Annotated in this window: 11 protein-coding genes; 10 read left to right on the top strand and 1 reads right to left on the bottom strand. The window is 72.8% G+C overall.

Annotation, left to right across the window (positions count from 1 at the left end; translation table 11 throughout):
- Window positions 1-126: 126 nt before the first annotated feature.
- The 10 genes from GA0070604_RS24305 (at window position 127) to GA0070604_RS24260 (ending at window position 8,876) form a co-directional block, all read left to right on the top strand.
- Window positions 127-1,227 (top strand): sensor histidine kinase, encoded by a 1,101-nt coding sequence (locus tag GA0070604_RS24305; RefSeq protein WP_091127378.1) that lies wholly within the window; start codon window positions 127-129, stop codon window positions 1,225-1,227.
- Window positions 1,218-1,862, top strand: coding sequence for a response regulator (locus tag GA0070604_RS24300; protein ID WP_091123132.1), 645 nt, complete (start codon window positions 1,218-1,220; stop codon window positions 1,860-1,862). Before GA0070604_RS24305 ends, GA0070604_RS24300 begins: the two co-directional genes overlap by 10 nt.
- A 502-nt stretch (window positions 1,863-2,364) precedes the next feature.
- Window positions 2,365-2,868, top strand: coding sequence for a hypothetical protein (locus GA0070604_RS24295; protein ID WP_091123129.1), 504 nt, complete (start codon window positions 2,365-2,367; stop codon window positions 2,866-2,868).
- A gap of 45 nt (window positions 2,869-2,913) precedes the next feature.
- The gene (locus GA0070604_RS24290) at window positions 2,914-3,474 is read left to right on the top strand and encodes a LemA family protein (protein ID WP_091123125.1); all 561 of its coding nucleotides are present in this window, start codon (window positions 2,914-2,916) and stop codon (window positions 3,472-3,474) included.
- Window positions 3,475-3,477: 3 nt separating this feature from the next.
- Window positions 3,478-5,346: a DUF2207 family protein gene (locus tag GA0070604_RS24285; protein WP_091123122.1), complete on the top strand. Its 1,869-nt coding sequence runs from the start codon at window positions 3,478-3,480 to the stop codon at window positions 5,344-5,346.
- Window positions 5,343-6,134 (top strand): hypothetical protein, encoded by a 792-nt coding sequence (locus GA0070604_RS24280; protein WP_091123118.1) that lies wholly within the window; start codon window positions 5,343-5,345, stop codon window positions 6,132-6,134. The genes GA0070604_RS24285 and GA0070604_RS24280 overlap by 4 nt, the downstream gene beginning before the upstream one ends.
- 8 nt (window positions 6,135-6,142) lie before the next feature.
- The gene (locus GA0070604_RS24275) at window positions 6,143-6,406 is read left to right on the top strand and encodes a WXG100 family type VII secretion target (protein ID WP_141721382.1); all 264 of its coding nucleotides are present in this window, start codon (window positions 6,143-6,145) and stop codon (window positions 6,404-6,406) included.
- A 9-nt stretch (window positions 6,407-6,415) separates the two neighbouring features.
- Window positions 6,416-6,658 carry a hypothetical protein gene (locus GA0070604_RS24270; protein ID WP_091123111.1) on the top strand — a complete coding sequence of 81 codons (243 nt, stop codon included), beginning with the start codon at window positions 6,416-6,418 and terminating at the stop codon, window positions 6,656-6,658.
- On the top strand, window positions 6,655-8,415 hold the full coding sequence (locus tag GA0070604_RS24265) for a hypothetical protein (protein WP_091123108.1): 1,761 nt from the start codon (window positions 6,655-6,657) through the stop codon (window positions 8,413-8,415). Before GA0070604_RS24270 ends, GA0070604_RS24265 begins: the two co-directional genes overlap by 4 nt.
- Window positions 8,406-8,876, top strand: coding sequence for a DcrB/PsbP domain-containing protein (locus GA0070604_RS24260; protein WP_091123105.1), 471 nt, complete (start codon window positions 8,406-8,408; stop codon window positions 8,874-8,876). Before GA0070604_RS24265 ends, GA0070604_RS24260 begins: the two co-directional genes overlap by 10 nt.
- Here GA0070604_RS24260 and GA0070604_RS24255 read toward each other — a convergent pair.
- Window positions 8,863-13,179, bottom strand: a complete 4,317-nt coding sequence (locus GA0070604_RS24255) for an FtsK/SpoIIIE domain-containing protein (RefSeq protein WP_091123102.1) — start codon at window positions 13,177-13,179, stop codon at window positions 8,863-8,865. The two genes, GA0070604_RS24260 and GA0070604_RS24255, sit on opposite strands and share 14 nt — an antisense overlap.
- Between the last annotated feature and the right edge of the window lies 1 nt (window position 13,180).

Below are 13,180 nucleotides of genomic sequence, written 5' to 3'. Positions count from 1 at the left end.
CGTGACCGCCCTCAACCCGAGACGACGTGAGAGCTGTGGAGGGACGGCCTGGTGGCGGAGCGCGCGGCGCATGGTCGGCGGTTGTGGGTCGGCGCTGTGGCTCGCTGGGGCCGGCCGGTGGCGGGCGTGGCAGTCGGCGCCCTCACCGCTGCGGCCGAGTTGCTGTTCCTGGCCGTCGCCGGGCTCGTCGTGGTCGCGGTCTCGCCGGCCCCGGCGGCTCGCCGCCGCATCAGCGCCAGCACCGTCCGGTCTGCTCAACGCATCGCCAGGTGGGAACGGCGTCGCCTGGCCGTCATCGCCTCGGAACCAGCCCCGCCGCCGATCCGGGCGAGCGGACCGCGTGTGCTCGGTTATCTCGCCGCCCGGCTCCTACCGGCGGCGCTCGGCGTGCTCACCTCCGGCCTGCTCGTGGTCGGTGCCGTGCTCGCCGCCATCGTGGTGCGCTCCTTCGTCGTGGGCACCATGACCACGGCCGATTTCCTGGTGCAAGTGCTCATCGGGGCGACCCTGCTGGTGGTGAACCTACAGGCGATAGCCAGCGTGGCCACCCTGGACCGGTGGCTGGCCCGCGGCCTGCTCGAATCCAGCACACGAGCGGCGCTGCAACAGCGGATCAGCGAGCTGTCTCTCAGCCGAGCCGGCGTCATCGCCGCGGTCGACGCCGAGCGCCAGCGCATCGAACGTGACCTTCATGACGGGCTTCAGCAACACCTCGTCGCCCTCGGCATGTTGCTGGGCCGCGCGCGACGCACCCGCGACCCCGACAAGGTGCGCGAACTTCTTGCGCAGGCGCACGAGGACGCGCAGCGCGCCGTCGACGACCTGCGGGACGTGGCCTGGCGGGTATATCCCTCCGCGCTCGACCACACCACCCTGGACGAGGTGCTGAACATGGTGGCGCAACGGTCGGCGACCCCCGTCAAAATCAGCTACGACGTCGCGGTCCGGCCCGCCCGATCGATCGAGACCGTGCTGTATTTCGTTGCCTGTGAAGCGATCACCAACGCCACCAAACACGCCCGAGCCGCCCTGATCACCATCGAGATCGAGGCGCAGGACACAAGAATCGAGATGTACGTGCGTGACGACGGCCCCGGCGGCGCCGATCCACACGGCAGCGGCCTACAGGGGCTGGTGCGCCGGGTCGCCGCGCTCGACGGTCAGTTCGACCTGCACAGCCCAGCCGGCGGCCCGACGACGATCCGGGTGGAACTGCCATGCGCATAGTCCTCGCCGAAGACTCCACCCTGCTCCGTGAAGGGCTGGCCCGCCTCCTCGCCGACGAGGGGCACCTCGTGGTGGCCGCCGTCGCGGATGCCGACCAGCTCGTCACCGCCGTCGAGCAGCACCACCCCGATGCCGTCGTCACCGACGTCCGTATGCCGCCCACCAACACCGACGACGGACTGCGGGCCGCGCTGGAGATCCGCCGCCGCTGGCCGCGCATCGCCGTACTCGTCCTGTCCCAGTACGTCGAGAAACGCTACGCCGCCAAACTTCTCGCCGACCGGTCCGAAGGCGTCGGTTACGTCCTGAAGGACCGGGTAGCCCAGGTCGAGGACTTCCTCGACGCGCTCGACCGTGTCGCCGCCGGTGCCACGGCGCTCGACCCCGAGGTCGTCCGGCAACTCTTGTCCGCCACCAGCCACACCGACCCGCTCAACCGCCTGACTGCTCGCGAACGCGACGTACTGCATCACATGGCTCAGGGGCACACCAACGCCGCCATCGCCGAACGCCTACACGTGTCGCAGAGTGCGGTCGAGAAACACATCAACACCATTTTCGACAAGCTCGACCTGTCCCACGTGACCGGCTACAGTCGCCGGGTCTTGGCGATCCTGCGGTACCTCGGCTCCTAGGCCAGGTCCGGCCTCTTCTTCCCCGACGTGGACGACCGCCGCTCTGACCCGGCGAGCCACCGCGTACGTCGTGGCTGCCGAGCCCGCCGATGTCCCTCCCCACGCGGCTGCACCCGTCCGCCTGAACAATTCCTGAACGACTTCCGAAGCCGGCCGATCAGACTGGTCGAGTGGACGCGGCGTGTGCCGCCGGCCGTCCGTGAGGGCGGAATCGTGTGGGGCGGCCGGTTCGCGTCAGAGGGGGATCGATGACACAGATTCGGGGGAGTTGCCGCGGCGGCGGGTCCGGCGGATCGACACCGGCTGCCGGTGGCGCCAGGTCGGCCGGTGCCGCGGGCCTGACGAGCCGGTGAGCGGATTCTTCCGTGCTGCCACGGATGGCTCCTGCCCTACCGCCATCAGATCATGACCGGGAGGCCGCGGGAGCCGAGGGACCTCGCCCGGCATGCCGTGGCCCTTACCTGACTGGCGTTCGAAGCGTGACCTTCCCAGAGGAGAACCCATGCGCCGCGTGCTCGCCCCGCTAGCGGGCCTGATCCTGTTTGCCGTGACCGCCTGCGGGGGCACCGCAGCCGAGTCGAACAGCAGCGGTTCGTCGTCGGACGATTCCTCGACGACCGGGGACGGCGTGGCCAACGAGACGGTGCCCCAGTGCCCCTTCACCGCCGAGCAGGTCTCCGAGCTGGTCGGGCAGGAGATGCACGACGACGGGCACTGCCTGTGGCGTGACAAGGAAGGGATCGCCATGGTGACGATCACCATGTCGACGTCGAGCAGCGGCGCCCTCACCTACGACTATCAGCGCAGCAACGCCGGAGAGACCTTCAAGCGGGTGACCGAGCTCCAGAACGTCGACAAGGGCTACATCGCGGTGAAGGACATCGGGGCCGAGATCGTCGTCATCAGCAAAGCCGGCAGCTACACCATGAACCTGAGCAGCTTCGACTGGGATCTGGACAAGTACGAACAGACGTCCCGCGCGATGCTCGACAAGATCCTCCACTGATTCCCCTAGTAGAAAGGCAGTTCCGTGGCGGAGGTAGGCGGAATCATGGCGGTCGTGGGCGGGCTGGTGTGTCTGTCGATCGTCGGCGTACTCGGGTGGATGATCGTGGCCTACAACCGCATCGTGCGACTGCGCAACCAGGTCGCCGCCTCGTGGGCCCAGATCGACGTGCAGCTCAAGCGCCGCTCGGACCTGATCCCGAACCTCGTGGAGACGGTCAAGGGATATGCCGCGCACGAGAGCGCGACGCTCGCGGCGGTGACCGCGGCGCGTACCGGGGCGGTCGCGGCGGCGAGTGCCGAACCCGGCGCGCGGGCCCAGGCGGAGAACGCGCTCACCCAGAGCCTCGGCCGGCTCTTCGCGGTCGCGGAGGCGTACCCGGACCTCAAGGCCAACCAGAACTTCGCGGCCCTGCAGGCCGAGCTGGCCACGACGGAAAACAAGATCGCGTACGCACGGCAGTTCTACAACTCGGCCGTCCAGACGTTCAACACCGCCGGGCAGACCTTCCCGACGATGTTGATCGCCGGCCTCGTCGGGTTCAAGGCGCGGGAGTTCTTCGAGACGGCCGAGGGCGAGCGCGGCCCGGTGCAGGTGCGGTTCTAGGCCATGAACCCGGCCGTCCTCGAACTCGGCGCGATCGGCGCGTCCCTCGCGCTCTTCTTCGGCGCGTACGCGTTGCTGCTGTCGCTCACCAAGCCGCGACACATCCACCCCGCGCCGCCCTCGCAGGATCTGTCGGAGGAGCCGCCCGCCGTGGCGAGCCTGCTCGGTACCGGCTGGCAGGTCACCGAGGACGCCGCCGAGGCGACGCTGCTGGATCTCGGCGCTCGCGGCTACCTGGAGTTCCGTCAGCCCGACAACGACCCGTACCACACCACGGTTCACCTGACGGGCAGCGTCCCGGCCGGCCTGAACGCGTACGAGCGGCGGATCTACCAGCGCGTCAAGGACCTGGCCATGGACGGCGTCGTGCCATTGACCGCGATGACCTTCCGGGACGAGAAGGCGGCGAAGTCCTGGTGGAAGGCGCTGCGCAGGGAGGTCATCGCGGACAGCCGGGCGCGCGGCCTGTCGCGCCGGCGCTTCGGCCCGGCGATCGTCGTCCTGCTGGTGGCGGTGGCCGCGGTCGCCGCGGCCGGGATTACCTACGGCTTCGGTCACTGGGCCTTTCGTACCCCGGACAAGCGCGGTGACGACCTGGAGGCGACCATCGGGGCGGCCGTCATCAGCTTCGCGTGGCTGTCGACGGTCGCCGGCCGCTACAACGGGGAGCGGGACACCGCTGCGGGGCGGCAGGCCGCGAGCCGATGGATGGGTGTCCGCGACTGGCTGCGCGGGCACGAGGCGTTCGCCGATCTGCCCCCGTCCGCCGTCGGGCTCTGGGACCGCTACCTCGCCTACGGCGCCGCGCTCGGGGCGACCCGCACGGCGAGCGCCGTCATCGACATGGGCATGGGTGACCGTACCCGGGTCTGGTCCACCTTCGGCGGCACCTGGCACCGGGTACGGGTGCGGTACCCGAGCAGCGGACGGTACGGGGAGACCGCACCGAAGCTGGTGTTCCGCGGTGTCCTGCTGGGCGTCATCGGCTACTTCATCGCCCGCTACGGCCACGTCGTGGTGGACATCGCCATGCAGATCGACGCGGTGTCGGCGAGCGCCTTCGCCCCGTTCGCCGGCCTCACCTCGGCCCTGATCACCGTGGCCGGCGCGGTACTGCTGCTCAATGGCTGTTACACCGTCGTGCGCACGATCACCGATCTCACGGCGCCGAAGACGGTCACCGGCCAGGTCCTCTGGATCGCCCTGTGGCGGACGCAGACCTCCAGCAGCGATGACAGCCCTCCGCAGCCGATCACGTACTACCTCGCGGTCGACGACGGCACGAGCGACCGCACGGTGGCCTGGGCCCTTCCGCTGGCGCTGGCGGGCGGCTGCGCGACCGGCGACACGATCCAGATGACCGTCCGGCCCTGGTCGCGGCGCGTGATGGCGGTGAACGTCGTCGAGCGGGGGACGGCGCACGGGCCGCAACCGGAGGTGCCGACCGACAACCTGGTCCTCGCCGCGATCAACCGGCACCCCCACGGCGGCAGCGCGGCCCCGGCCGCGGCCCTGGCTCGCAACGTCACGCTGCTGCAGGCCGATGAGGTCGCGAGCGCCCTGCATTGGCCGTCGCCGGTCACCGCGAAGCCGACGCTGGGGCCGGGTGGGATGGTCGAGTTCACCGCACCGGAGGGCCCGGTTCTCATGCTGCTCACGGCGCACGGCTTCCTCGGCTCGATGGCGTGGCGGGCGGCGAGCCAGGGAACGCCGCTGCCCGGCATCGGCGAGGCCGCGTTCGCGCGTACCGGGGCGGCGGTCGCCCGCGTCGGCGACAGCACCGTGCAGGTGGCCCTGCTCCCGGCCGCCGCGGGCCGTGAAGCGGCCCTGCCCGGCCTGCTCAAGCTAGCGGTCGAACGGCTGGTGGCATGAGCGAACCGGTGTTGAGCGGGCCACGGGACGAGCAGTCGCTCGCGCTCAGCCACGCCGACTTCGTGCAGGTCGCCGGTCTGCTCGGGGAGCCGGTGCCGCGTCATCTGCGCGCGCCGGTGGCGGTGTACCCACGCCGGCGCCGGGAGGAGGCTCTCGCCGCGTCACGACGGTCGCTGGTGGAGCGTGCGGTCGTCCTGCCCGGCGACCCGCCACGCGTTCCCCTGTCCGTGGTACGCCTGACGCAGGTCGTGTGCCGGCCCGCGTTGACGGTCGAGCTGCACCGGGCGGTCGCAGGCCGGTGGGCGCCTCCCATCCGTTACGCGGCTGCGGGCGACGCGGCCGTGGAGGTGCTGCCCGAGCCCGGCGGCGTGCGGCTGACCCCGTTCCACAGCGACGATCTGCTGCCCCGGCTCGGGTGGCGCGCCGGGGTCGAGAAGCTGCCGAGGACGGCCGCGGCATCGGTGAGCGTTCCGCTGAGCGTGCTGCGCTCGGCGGAGACCGTTCGCGCGGCGCTGGCCGCCGCGGGCGTACCTGAGGATGCCGTTGCCGCCCTCGCCGGCGGTGACCTGACCGCGGTGAGTGTCCTGTCGCGGACCGGGGGCGGCCGGACCGGCGCGGAACTCGCCTGGGCCACGGGCAGCGGTTACTGGCTGGTGCCCGCGCTGTTGACGCCGCTCGCCGACGACCGTGGCGCGGAGCCCGACGACGACGCGACGGTGCGGCTCACGCCGCTGGCCGGCGCCGAGCTGATCGATGCGCTGTACCGCTCGTTCACCTTCGACAGTTAGGAAACGTCATGCCCATGATCGGTGGAGAGCTCGACCAGCTCGCCGCGCTGAAGGCCACCTTCGACCGGCAGGCCGGCATGGTCGCGGACGTGCTCAGCACGATCCGCAGCCAGCTCGGCAACACCTACTGGGAGGGTCCGGCCGCGTCGCGCTTCCGGGAGTCGTGGCAGAGCGATTTCGAGCCCATGTTGCAGCGCCTCCAGCAGCAGATGGGCGAGGCCGGCGCGGAGATCGCCCGTCGTCGTGACGCCCTCATGAAGGCCGGCTCGTAACCCGTGGCCATGGATGCGGCGCGGCTTGAGGAGCTGGCGCGGCTGCTGCTCAATCGCGCCGACGACGTCTACCACGTCGGCCAACAACTGGTCAGCAGGGGCGACAACGCGGACTGGCAGTGCGCGAAGGCCGACCGGTTCCGCGAGGCGATGCGCGGGCGGCGAGGCGAGGCGGTGCGGGTCGCGACGCAGCTACGCGACCTCGGCCGCCTGCTGCGCCAGCAGGGCCGGCAGCTGGCGAGCGGATCGTGACCGAACGCGTACGCATCAACACCGATGACCTTCGGCAGCTGACCCGAACGCTGCAGGGGGCTCTGCAGCAGCTGTCCGACGTCCGGATGGACCTGCTGCGGGCCGGCGCCGAGCTGAGCGAGGACCCGGCCCTCTTCACGGCCTACCAGCAGATCCTCGGCGGGCTCGACGGTCTGGGCGGTGCGATCACCAACGACCACGACAACCTCGCCGAGCATGTGCTCGGCGTCGAGGCGGAGGAGGGGCACCCACCGGTCGCGGACCCGCCACCCCCGCCGCCGGCCGCGCCGCCGGGCCAGGAACTCGATGTGTTCTGGTTCCCGCTACTGCTGCGCATCCTCCAGCGGTCGTCGGCGCCGCAGCCGTGGGACACCCAGTGGGTCAACGCCGACGGCAGCCTTCCGCCGCAGGTGAGCGTCGAGGCGCGGACCGGTTTCGGCGCCTCGTGGCAGGCGCGCGGCTCGTTCGGCGGCGGTGTCGTCTCGGGCGCCGGCAGCATCTCGGTCTCCGGTAGCGGGTGGGCCTACGGCGAGGCCGACGCCGGCGTCGACAAGAAGGGCAACGCCCACGCGCACGCCAAGGCCGGCGTCGGCGTCGAGACCTCGGTGCACGCCGAAGGCCGGATCGACGCGGGTCCGGTGCACGCCGAAGGGCAGGCCGACGCGTCGGTCCGCGCCCGGGCCGAGGCCGAGGCGTCCGCGTCGGCCGGGCCCGACGGGGTCAGCGTCTCCGCCAGCGCCGAGGCTTCGGCGGAGGCCCGGGCCAGCGCGCAGGGCTCGATCGGCGTCGACGGCGTCGGGGACGCCAGCGGGCACGCCGAGGCCGAGGCCGGTGCCCACGCGAGCGGCCACGGTGAGGCTTCCGTCGGCAAGGACGGGGTCTCGGCGGGTGCCGGCCTCGACGCGGAGGCCGGCGCCTCGGCCGGAGCGGGCGCCTCCATCGGGGGCAGCGCCGGGAGCGCCAAGGTCGGCGTCGAGGGCAAGGTCGGCGTCGGCATCAAGGTCAGCGGCAGCGGCACCCTGTCGTGGGACAAGGTCGGCTTCCAGGTGGACGTCGGCGCGGCGCTCGGCATCGGCGCCGGGTTCTCGCTCGACCTGTCGATCTCGCCCGCGGAGATCTTCGGTGCCATCGGCGACGCCATCACCGACCCCATCGGTACGCTCGAAGGCGCGCTCGACCTGGTCGCTGACGCGGCCACGTCCATCGCGGACGCGGCGGTCGACGTCGGCGAGGCGGTCGCGGACTTCTTCGATCCCCCCGCGCTGGCGGACTCCCTGCTCGACGGCGCCGGGGCGCTGCCCGAGGGGGCGGACGCCGCCGGCGGTCTCGCCGACGCGGCCGGTGCGCTCGGGGGCGCGGCGCATGATGCGGTCGACGGCGCGCAGCAGGCCGTGGACCAGGCCACATCCGCCGCTGACGCGGCGCTCGACGTCGCCCAGCAGGCCGCGGACAGCGCGGGTGCCGCGGCTCGGGAGGCGGTCGACAGCGCCACCGACGCCGCGCGGTCCGCCGCCGACACGGCACGAGACGCGGTGAGCCAGGCGACCGGTGCGGCGGGAGCGGCTGTCGACACTGCTCGCGGTACGGTCGATCAGGCCGTTCACGCGACGACGGGAACCATCGGTGCCGTCCCCGCCGCCCCGGACCTGTCCGGGGCACATGCCGCCGCCACCGCACCCGATGACGCCGCGAGCAGCGTGATCCGCGCCGCCGCTCGCTTCCTCGCCCGACCGGCCGGAGACCCGCCATGGAACTGACCTACCCGAGTGCCCTCTCGCCGGCCCCGCCGGCCTTCCGGCTGACCCTGCCGGACAGTTGGGCGGAACGCCCCCACGCGACGGCGTCGGCGTTCGCCGTCGACACGCGGTCGCCGGCCGACTTCACCGTGAATCTCGTCGTGCTGAGCACCCGCGTACTCGTGGACGCGACGTTGGACGAGCTGGTGGAAACCGCCGCCGCGGCCCACGGGACGAGGATGCTCGACCCGCAGGTGCACGGGCGGCGGCACGAGACCATCGACGGGCACGACGCGCTGCTCTCGGCGGTCACGTTCCGCAGCGACCGGCTGGCGTTCCCGCTCTTCCAGACCCAGGCGGCGCTGCTGGTCGGGCAGGGCACGCGACATCTCGTCCACGCCTACGCGACCTGCCCGGCGGCCTTCGCCGACGACTACGCGACCACGTTCCGGGCCATCTTCGCCTCGTTCAGGACGAGCTGACCTGTACGTAGTCCACGTCGCCCCGGCGTACCAGGTAGGCGCGGCCGGGCGGGAAGCGGCGGCTCGCCCTCTGCGGCAGGCGCAGCCCGAACAGCTCACCGTCCACGTCGACCTCCGGCCGCAGCAGCAGGCCGTGCTTGGCCTTGCGCAGGTCGGTGAGCCAACCGCCGAACGATCGGTGCACCGCGTGGACGTCGGCGGCCGCGACCAGCACCAGGCCCGCGTCGCGGCCCCGGCGTACCAGGGTGGACATCGCGGACGCGCCCAGCGAGTCGGCCATCTCCTCGCCGTCGTCGATCACGACGAGCCACGGCGTGCCGGGGGCGGTGACGCGCTCGCGTACCAGCTCCTGCAACTGTCCGGCGAGAGCGTCGCACGCGTCCAGCCCGACCGCCGTCTCGGCCCACCCCGGCATCCGCAGCAGGGGCGTACGCCGAGGGGCCAGCAGATACGCCTCCAGCCCCGGGAGCCGCCCCTGGAGCCCGTGGCAGACCGTGGACAGCGCGGTGGAGCGCCCGGAGCGGTCGGGTCCGAAGACGGCGAGGACCGGCACGTCGTCGAGGTCGACGTCGGCGACGCGGCGCGTCACCCCGGAGACCCCCACCGGTACGCGCAGCGGCCCCGGCTCCACCTCGGCCAGGGGTACGGAGTCGGGCAGGACGGTGACGGCCGGTGGTCTGGTGGGGTGGGTGGTCGAGCCGAGGGCGGCGAGCGCCGCGGCCTGGGCCGAGCCGGAGGGGTCCGCCCCGAGCACGGCGATCTGCACCTCGTCGCCGTCGAAGAAGCCCCGCCCCGGCGGCAGCTCGGTCTGGGCCACCGACATCGGCAGGCCGAGCGCAGCGTACTCCTCGGCATCGGCCATCCGCAGCACCAGCCGGGCCGAGATGGCCCCGGACAGGGTGGACGGGATCGCGTTGCGCCGGTCGGCGGTGATCACGAAGACCACGCCCGCCGATCTGCCGTCGGCGATCTGCCGGGCGAGCGTGTCGACGAGTTCCCCCCGGTCCACGTTGAGGTACGCGTGGTGGAACGCCGCGTATCCGTCGAGCAGCACGACGTGGAACGGCAACCGTTCGCCGGTCTTGCGCCGATGCTCGGCGACGGACGAGGAGCCGGTGGTGCCCAGCAGCCGTTTGCGTTCGGCGATGACCCCGTCGAGCATCGTGAAGAGCCGATCGACCCGCTCGGGTTCGTCGACCCCGACGACGCCGCCGCACTGGGGCAGCGCGGTCAGCGGCCGAAGGCCCCCGCTGGCGAAGTCCACTCCGTAGATGTGCACGTCGGCGGGGTCGAGGCGGCTCAGCCCGGCGGCGAGCGTACGCAGGGCCTGGGTCTTGCCCGAACCGGCCGTGCCGTAGACGAGCAGGTGCCCCAGCTCGGTGAGGTCGACGAGCCACGGCTGCTGCGCCTGCCGGTGCGGCAGGTCGGCGACGCCGAGCGCGACAGCCAGGCCGTCGTCGGCGGGGCCGGCGGCGTCACCGGCGATGGCGGCGGTGTCGTAGTGTCCGGCCAGAGCGTCGAGCCACGGCCGTGGCTGGTCCGGTACGCCGGCCGTCCGGTGCGCCGCGCGGACCGCTGCGACGAGGCGTTGCAGATCGGTGGGACGGTCGTCGCCCGCGGCGTCGGCGGACCGCGCGGCCGGCTGCTCCCGGAGCCCGGAACCGGGCGGCGCGAGCGTGACCAGCGTGGGTGCCGCCTGGCCCCCCACCGAGGTGCGCGCGTTGGCGTAGGCGCTCTGGACGAGGCTGATGTCGCTGTGCCCGACCCGCACGTAGCCCCGACCGGGCAGGCTCTTGGGGATGCGGGCGGCGTCGGGCCGGTCGAGGACGTCGTTGCTGTCGCCCTCGTCGGCGACGCGCAGCGCGATGCGCAGGTTGGTGTTGGCGCGGATGTTGTCGTCGATGACGCCCGCCGGGCGCTGCGTCGCGAGCATCAGGTGCACGCCCAGCGACCGCCCGCGCTGCGCGATGTCGACCACCCCGGCGACGAACTCGGGCAGCTCCTTCTTGAGGAACGCGAACTCGTCGATGACGATGAGCAGGTTCGCCGGGGCGTGCCGGGGGTGGCGCTGTTCGAGCTCGATGAGATCCTTGGCGCCGTGCTCGCGGAGGATCTCCTCCCGGCGGCGCAGCTCCGCGTTGAGCGAGATGAGTGCTCGCCGGGCGAGGTGGGCGTCCAGATCCGTGAAGAAACCGACGGTGTGCGGCAGCCCGACGCAGTCCTTGAACGCGGCGCCGCCCTTGTAGTCGACCAGGACGAAGGTCAGGCGGCTCGCCGGGTAGGTGGCCGCGAGCGAACCGATCATGCTCTGCAACAGCTCGGACTTGCCCGCGCCGGTGGTGCCCGCGGTGAGACCGTGCGGGCCGTCGCGGCGTAGGTCTATCGTGAACCGCCCGCGCGGGCCGTGGCCGATCGGCGCCCCCAGGCCGTCGTCGCCCAGCGTGCTCCACCGATGGGCGACGCTCGGCCCGTCCGGCTCGGGCAGGCCCAGCAGGTCCAGCAGGAGCACCTGGCGGGGAAGGTCACCGGTGACCGCCGCGGCGGAACTGTCCAGCACGGGCGCGAGCCGCCGGGCGACGTCGGCGGCGAGCTGCGGTGCGACGCCGTCCACCACGATGTCGCCGATCGTGCGCCCGGTCAGGGTGACGGTCACCGACGTCTCGTGACCCGGCCCGGTCCGCACGATCGCCCGGCACTCGCCGGGCAGCGTCTCCGCGGTCGGCGCGGCCGCGACGGCGTACACGCCGACCTGCGGCCCGTCGGCCAGCACCCGCGACAGGGCCGAACGGGGCACGCCCGCGTCGCCCGCCACGACCAGCAGCACGTTCGGCGGCCACGCGCCCGGGTCGCCCCGCCGCTCCAGCGTGATGCGCCGCTGCTGCACCAGGTCGTCGACCATCTGGAGCACGGCGCGCGCGTCCTCCGGATCGAACGCCACCGTCCGTACGCCCGGCAGCCCGGCCGTCATCGTCTCGGTGTGCGGCAGCCAGCGCGTCCACGCCCACTCCTCGGACGACCCAAGCACCACGATCGCCAGCTCGCGGGGGCTCGTCAGGATCGCGTACTGGAGGATCAGCCACCGCAGCAGCGCGTCGCGCTCCGAGCCCGCGACCCCCAGGACCCCGACGGTACGCAGATCCGCGTCGACCGGCGCGGCCCGATCCAGCGCGTACGTCCGGATCAGCGCCCCGGCCCGCTCGTCCGGCTCCCGGTCGGACTCCGGGCGCAGCGTCAGACGGCTCGGCAGGTCGGCGGTCCCGACACGTACGGTCAGGAAGTCGTCGTCGGCGGCCCGGCGCTCCCACAGGTCGGGTGCGTGCCGCAGCGCCCTCGCCGTGAGGTCGGCCGGGTTGGGTGCGGCGGCCAGGCGCGCGGCGTGCAGCTGCGCGTACGCCTGCGCCGCCTGCTCGGTCAGCGCCGCCAGCTCGGCGGTGTACCGCTCGCTCGCCGCGGTGAAGTCCCGGCGGCCGCTGCGCTTGTCCTCCCACCAGGAGACGCCGAGCATGACCGGACCGAAGAGCGCCATGAGCAGCATGATCGGGCCCATGACGAAGGCCATTCCGGCCCCGAGCAGCACGGGAACGATCGCGGCGACGAGCGGGACGCGCCGCTTCGGCGGGGACGCCGGGGCGATCGGGACGGTGAGCGTCTGCGGCTCGACCGGTCGCTGCACCCGAGGCGGCCGGGAGAAGGCGACGCGACCATCGCGGACGGTGGCGCCGTCGGGCGTCGCCGGGCCGGAACGCGCGACGGTCAGCGTGGTCGTCCCAGCGGTGAGGACCTGCCCCGGCTCGACCGTGACGGTGCCCTCGACCCGCACCCCGTCGACGAACGTCCCGTTGCTGGAGCCCAGATCGGTCACGGTGATCTGCCGCGAGCCCGCCCCGATGTGCAGGTGCCGGCGGCTGACCTCGACGTCGTCCACCACGATCTGGCAGCCGGGATCACGCCCCAGGTAGACGCTCGCGCCGGCCGCCATCGGCAGGCGCCGCCCGGCCTGCGGGCCGCCGGTGACGAGGACCTCGAAGGCTGGCCGCATTCCCGCCGGCATCAGCCACGGCGGCGCGACCGGTCCGGTCAGCAGCAGCCGGTCGCCCATGCGTACGCCTGTTTCCGCAAGCGTACGCCCGGCCTCGACCTCGCCACCCGTGCGCTCGACGAACATGCGTTGGCCGGCGGCCGGGCCCGGCAGCGCGCGACGCACGGCGTCGAGCAGGGTACGCACATCGGCGCTCGGCTCGGCGAGGAGGCGGATGTCGTGCTCGGCGCCCGTGGTGTCCACCACGGTCAGCAGCAGATCCATG

It is taken from the genome of Micromonospora eburnea (genome assembly GCF_900090225.1).
Lineage (GTDB): Bacteria > Actinomycetota > Actinomycetes > Mycobacteriales > Micromonosporaceae > Micromonospora > Micromonospora eburnea.
The sequence above is the reverse complement of the archived record's forward strand: the minus strand, read 5'-3'. Positions and strand labels throughout refer to the sequence as shown.

Bases quoted from the DNA above. Each gene is read 5' to 3' on its own strand.
- GA0070604_RS24300 (WP_091123132.1), top strand. From the start codon at position 1,218: ATGCGCATAGTCCTCGCCGAAGACTCCACCCTGCTCCGTGAAGGGCTG.
- GA0070604_RS24295 (WP_091123129.1), top strand. From the start codon at position 2,365: ATGCGCCGCGTGCTCGCCCCGCTAGCGGGCCTGATCCTGTTTGCCGTG.
- GA0070604_RS24290 (WP_091123125.1), top strand. From the start codon at position 2,914: ATGGCGGTCGTGGGCGGGCTGGTGTGTCTGTCGATCGTCGGCGTACTC.
- GA0070604_RS24285 (WP_091123122.1), top strand. From the start codon at position 3,478: ATGAACCCGGCCGTCCTCGAACTCGGCGCGATCGGCGCGTCCCTCGCG.
- GA0070604_RS24280 (WP_091123118.1), top strand. From the start codon at position 5,343: ATGAGCGAACCGGTGTTGAGCGGGCCACGGGACGAGCAGTCGCTCGCG.
- GA0070604_RS24275 (WP_141721382.1), top strand. From the start codon at position 6,143: ATGCCCATGATCGGTGGAGAGCTCGACCAGCTCGCCGCGCTGAAGGCC.
- GA0070604_RS24270 (WP_091123111.1), top strand. From the start codon at position 6,416: ATGGATGCGGCGCGGCTTGAGGAGCTGGCGCGGCTGCTGCTCAATCGC.
- GA0070604_RS24260 (WP_091123105.1), top strand. From the start codon at position 8,406: ATGGAACTGACCTACCCGAGTGCCCTCTCGCCGGCCCCGCCGGCCTTC.
- GA0070604_RS24255 (WP_091123102.1), bottom strand. From the start codon at position 13,179: ATGGATCTGCTGCTGACCGTGGTGGACACCACGGGCGCCGAGCACGAC.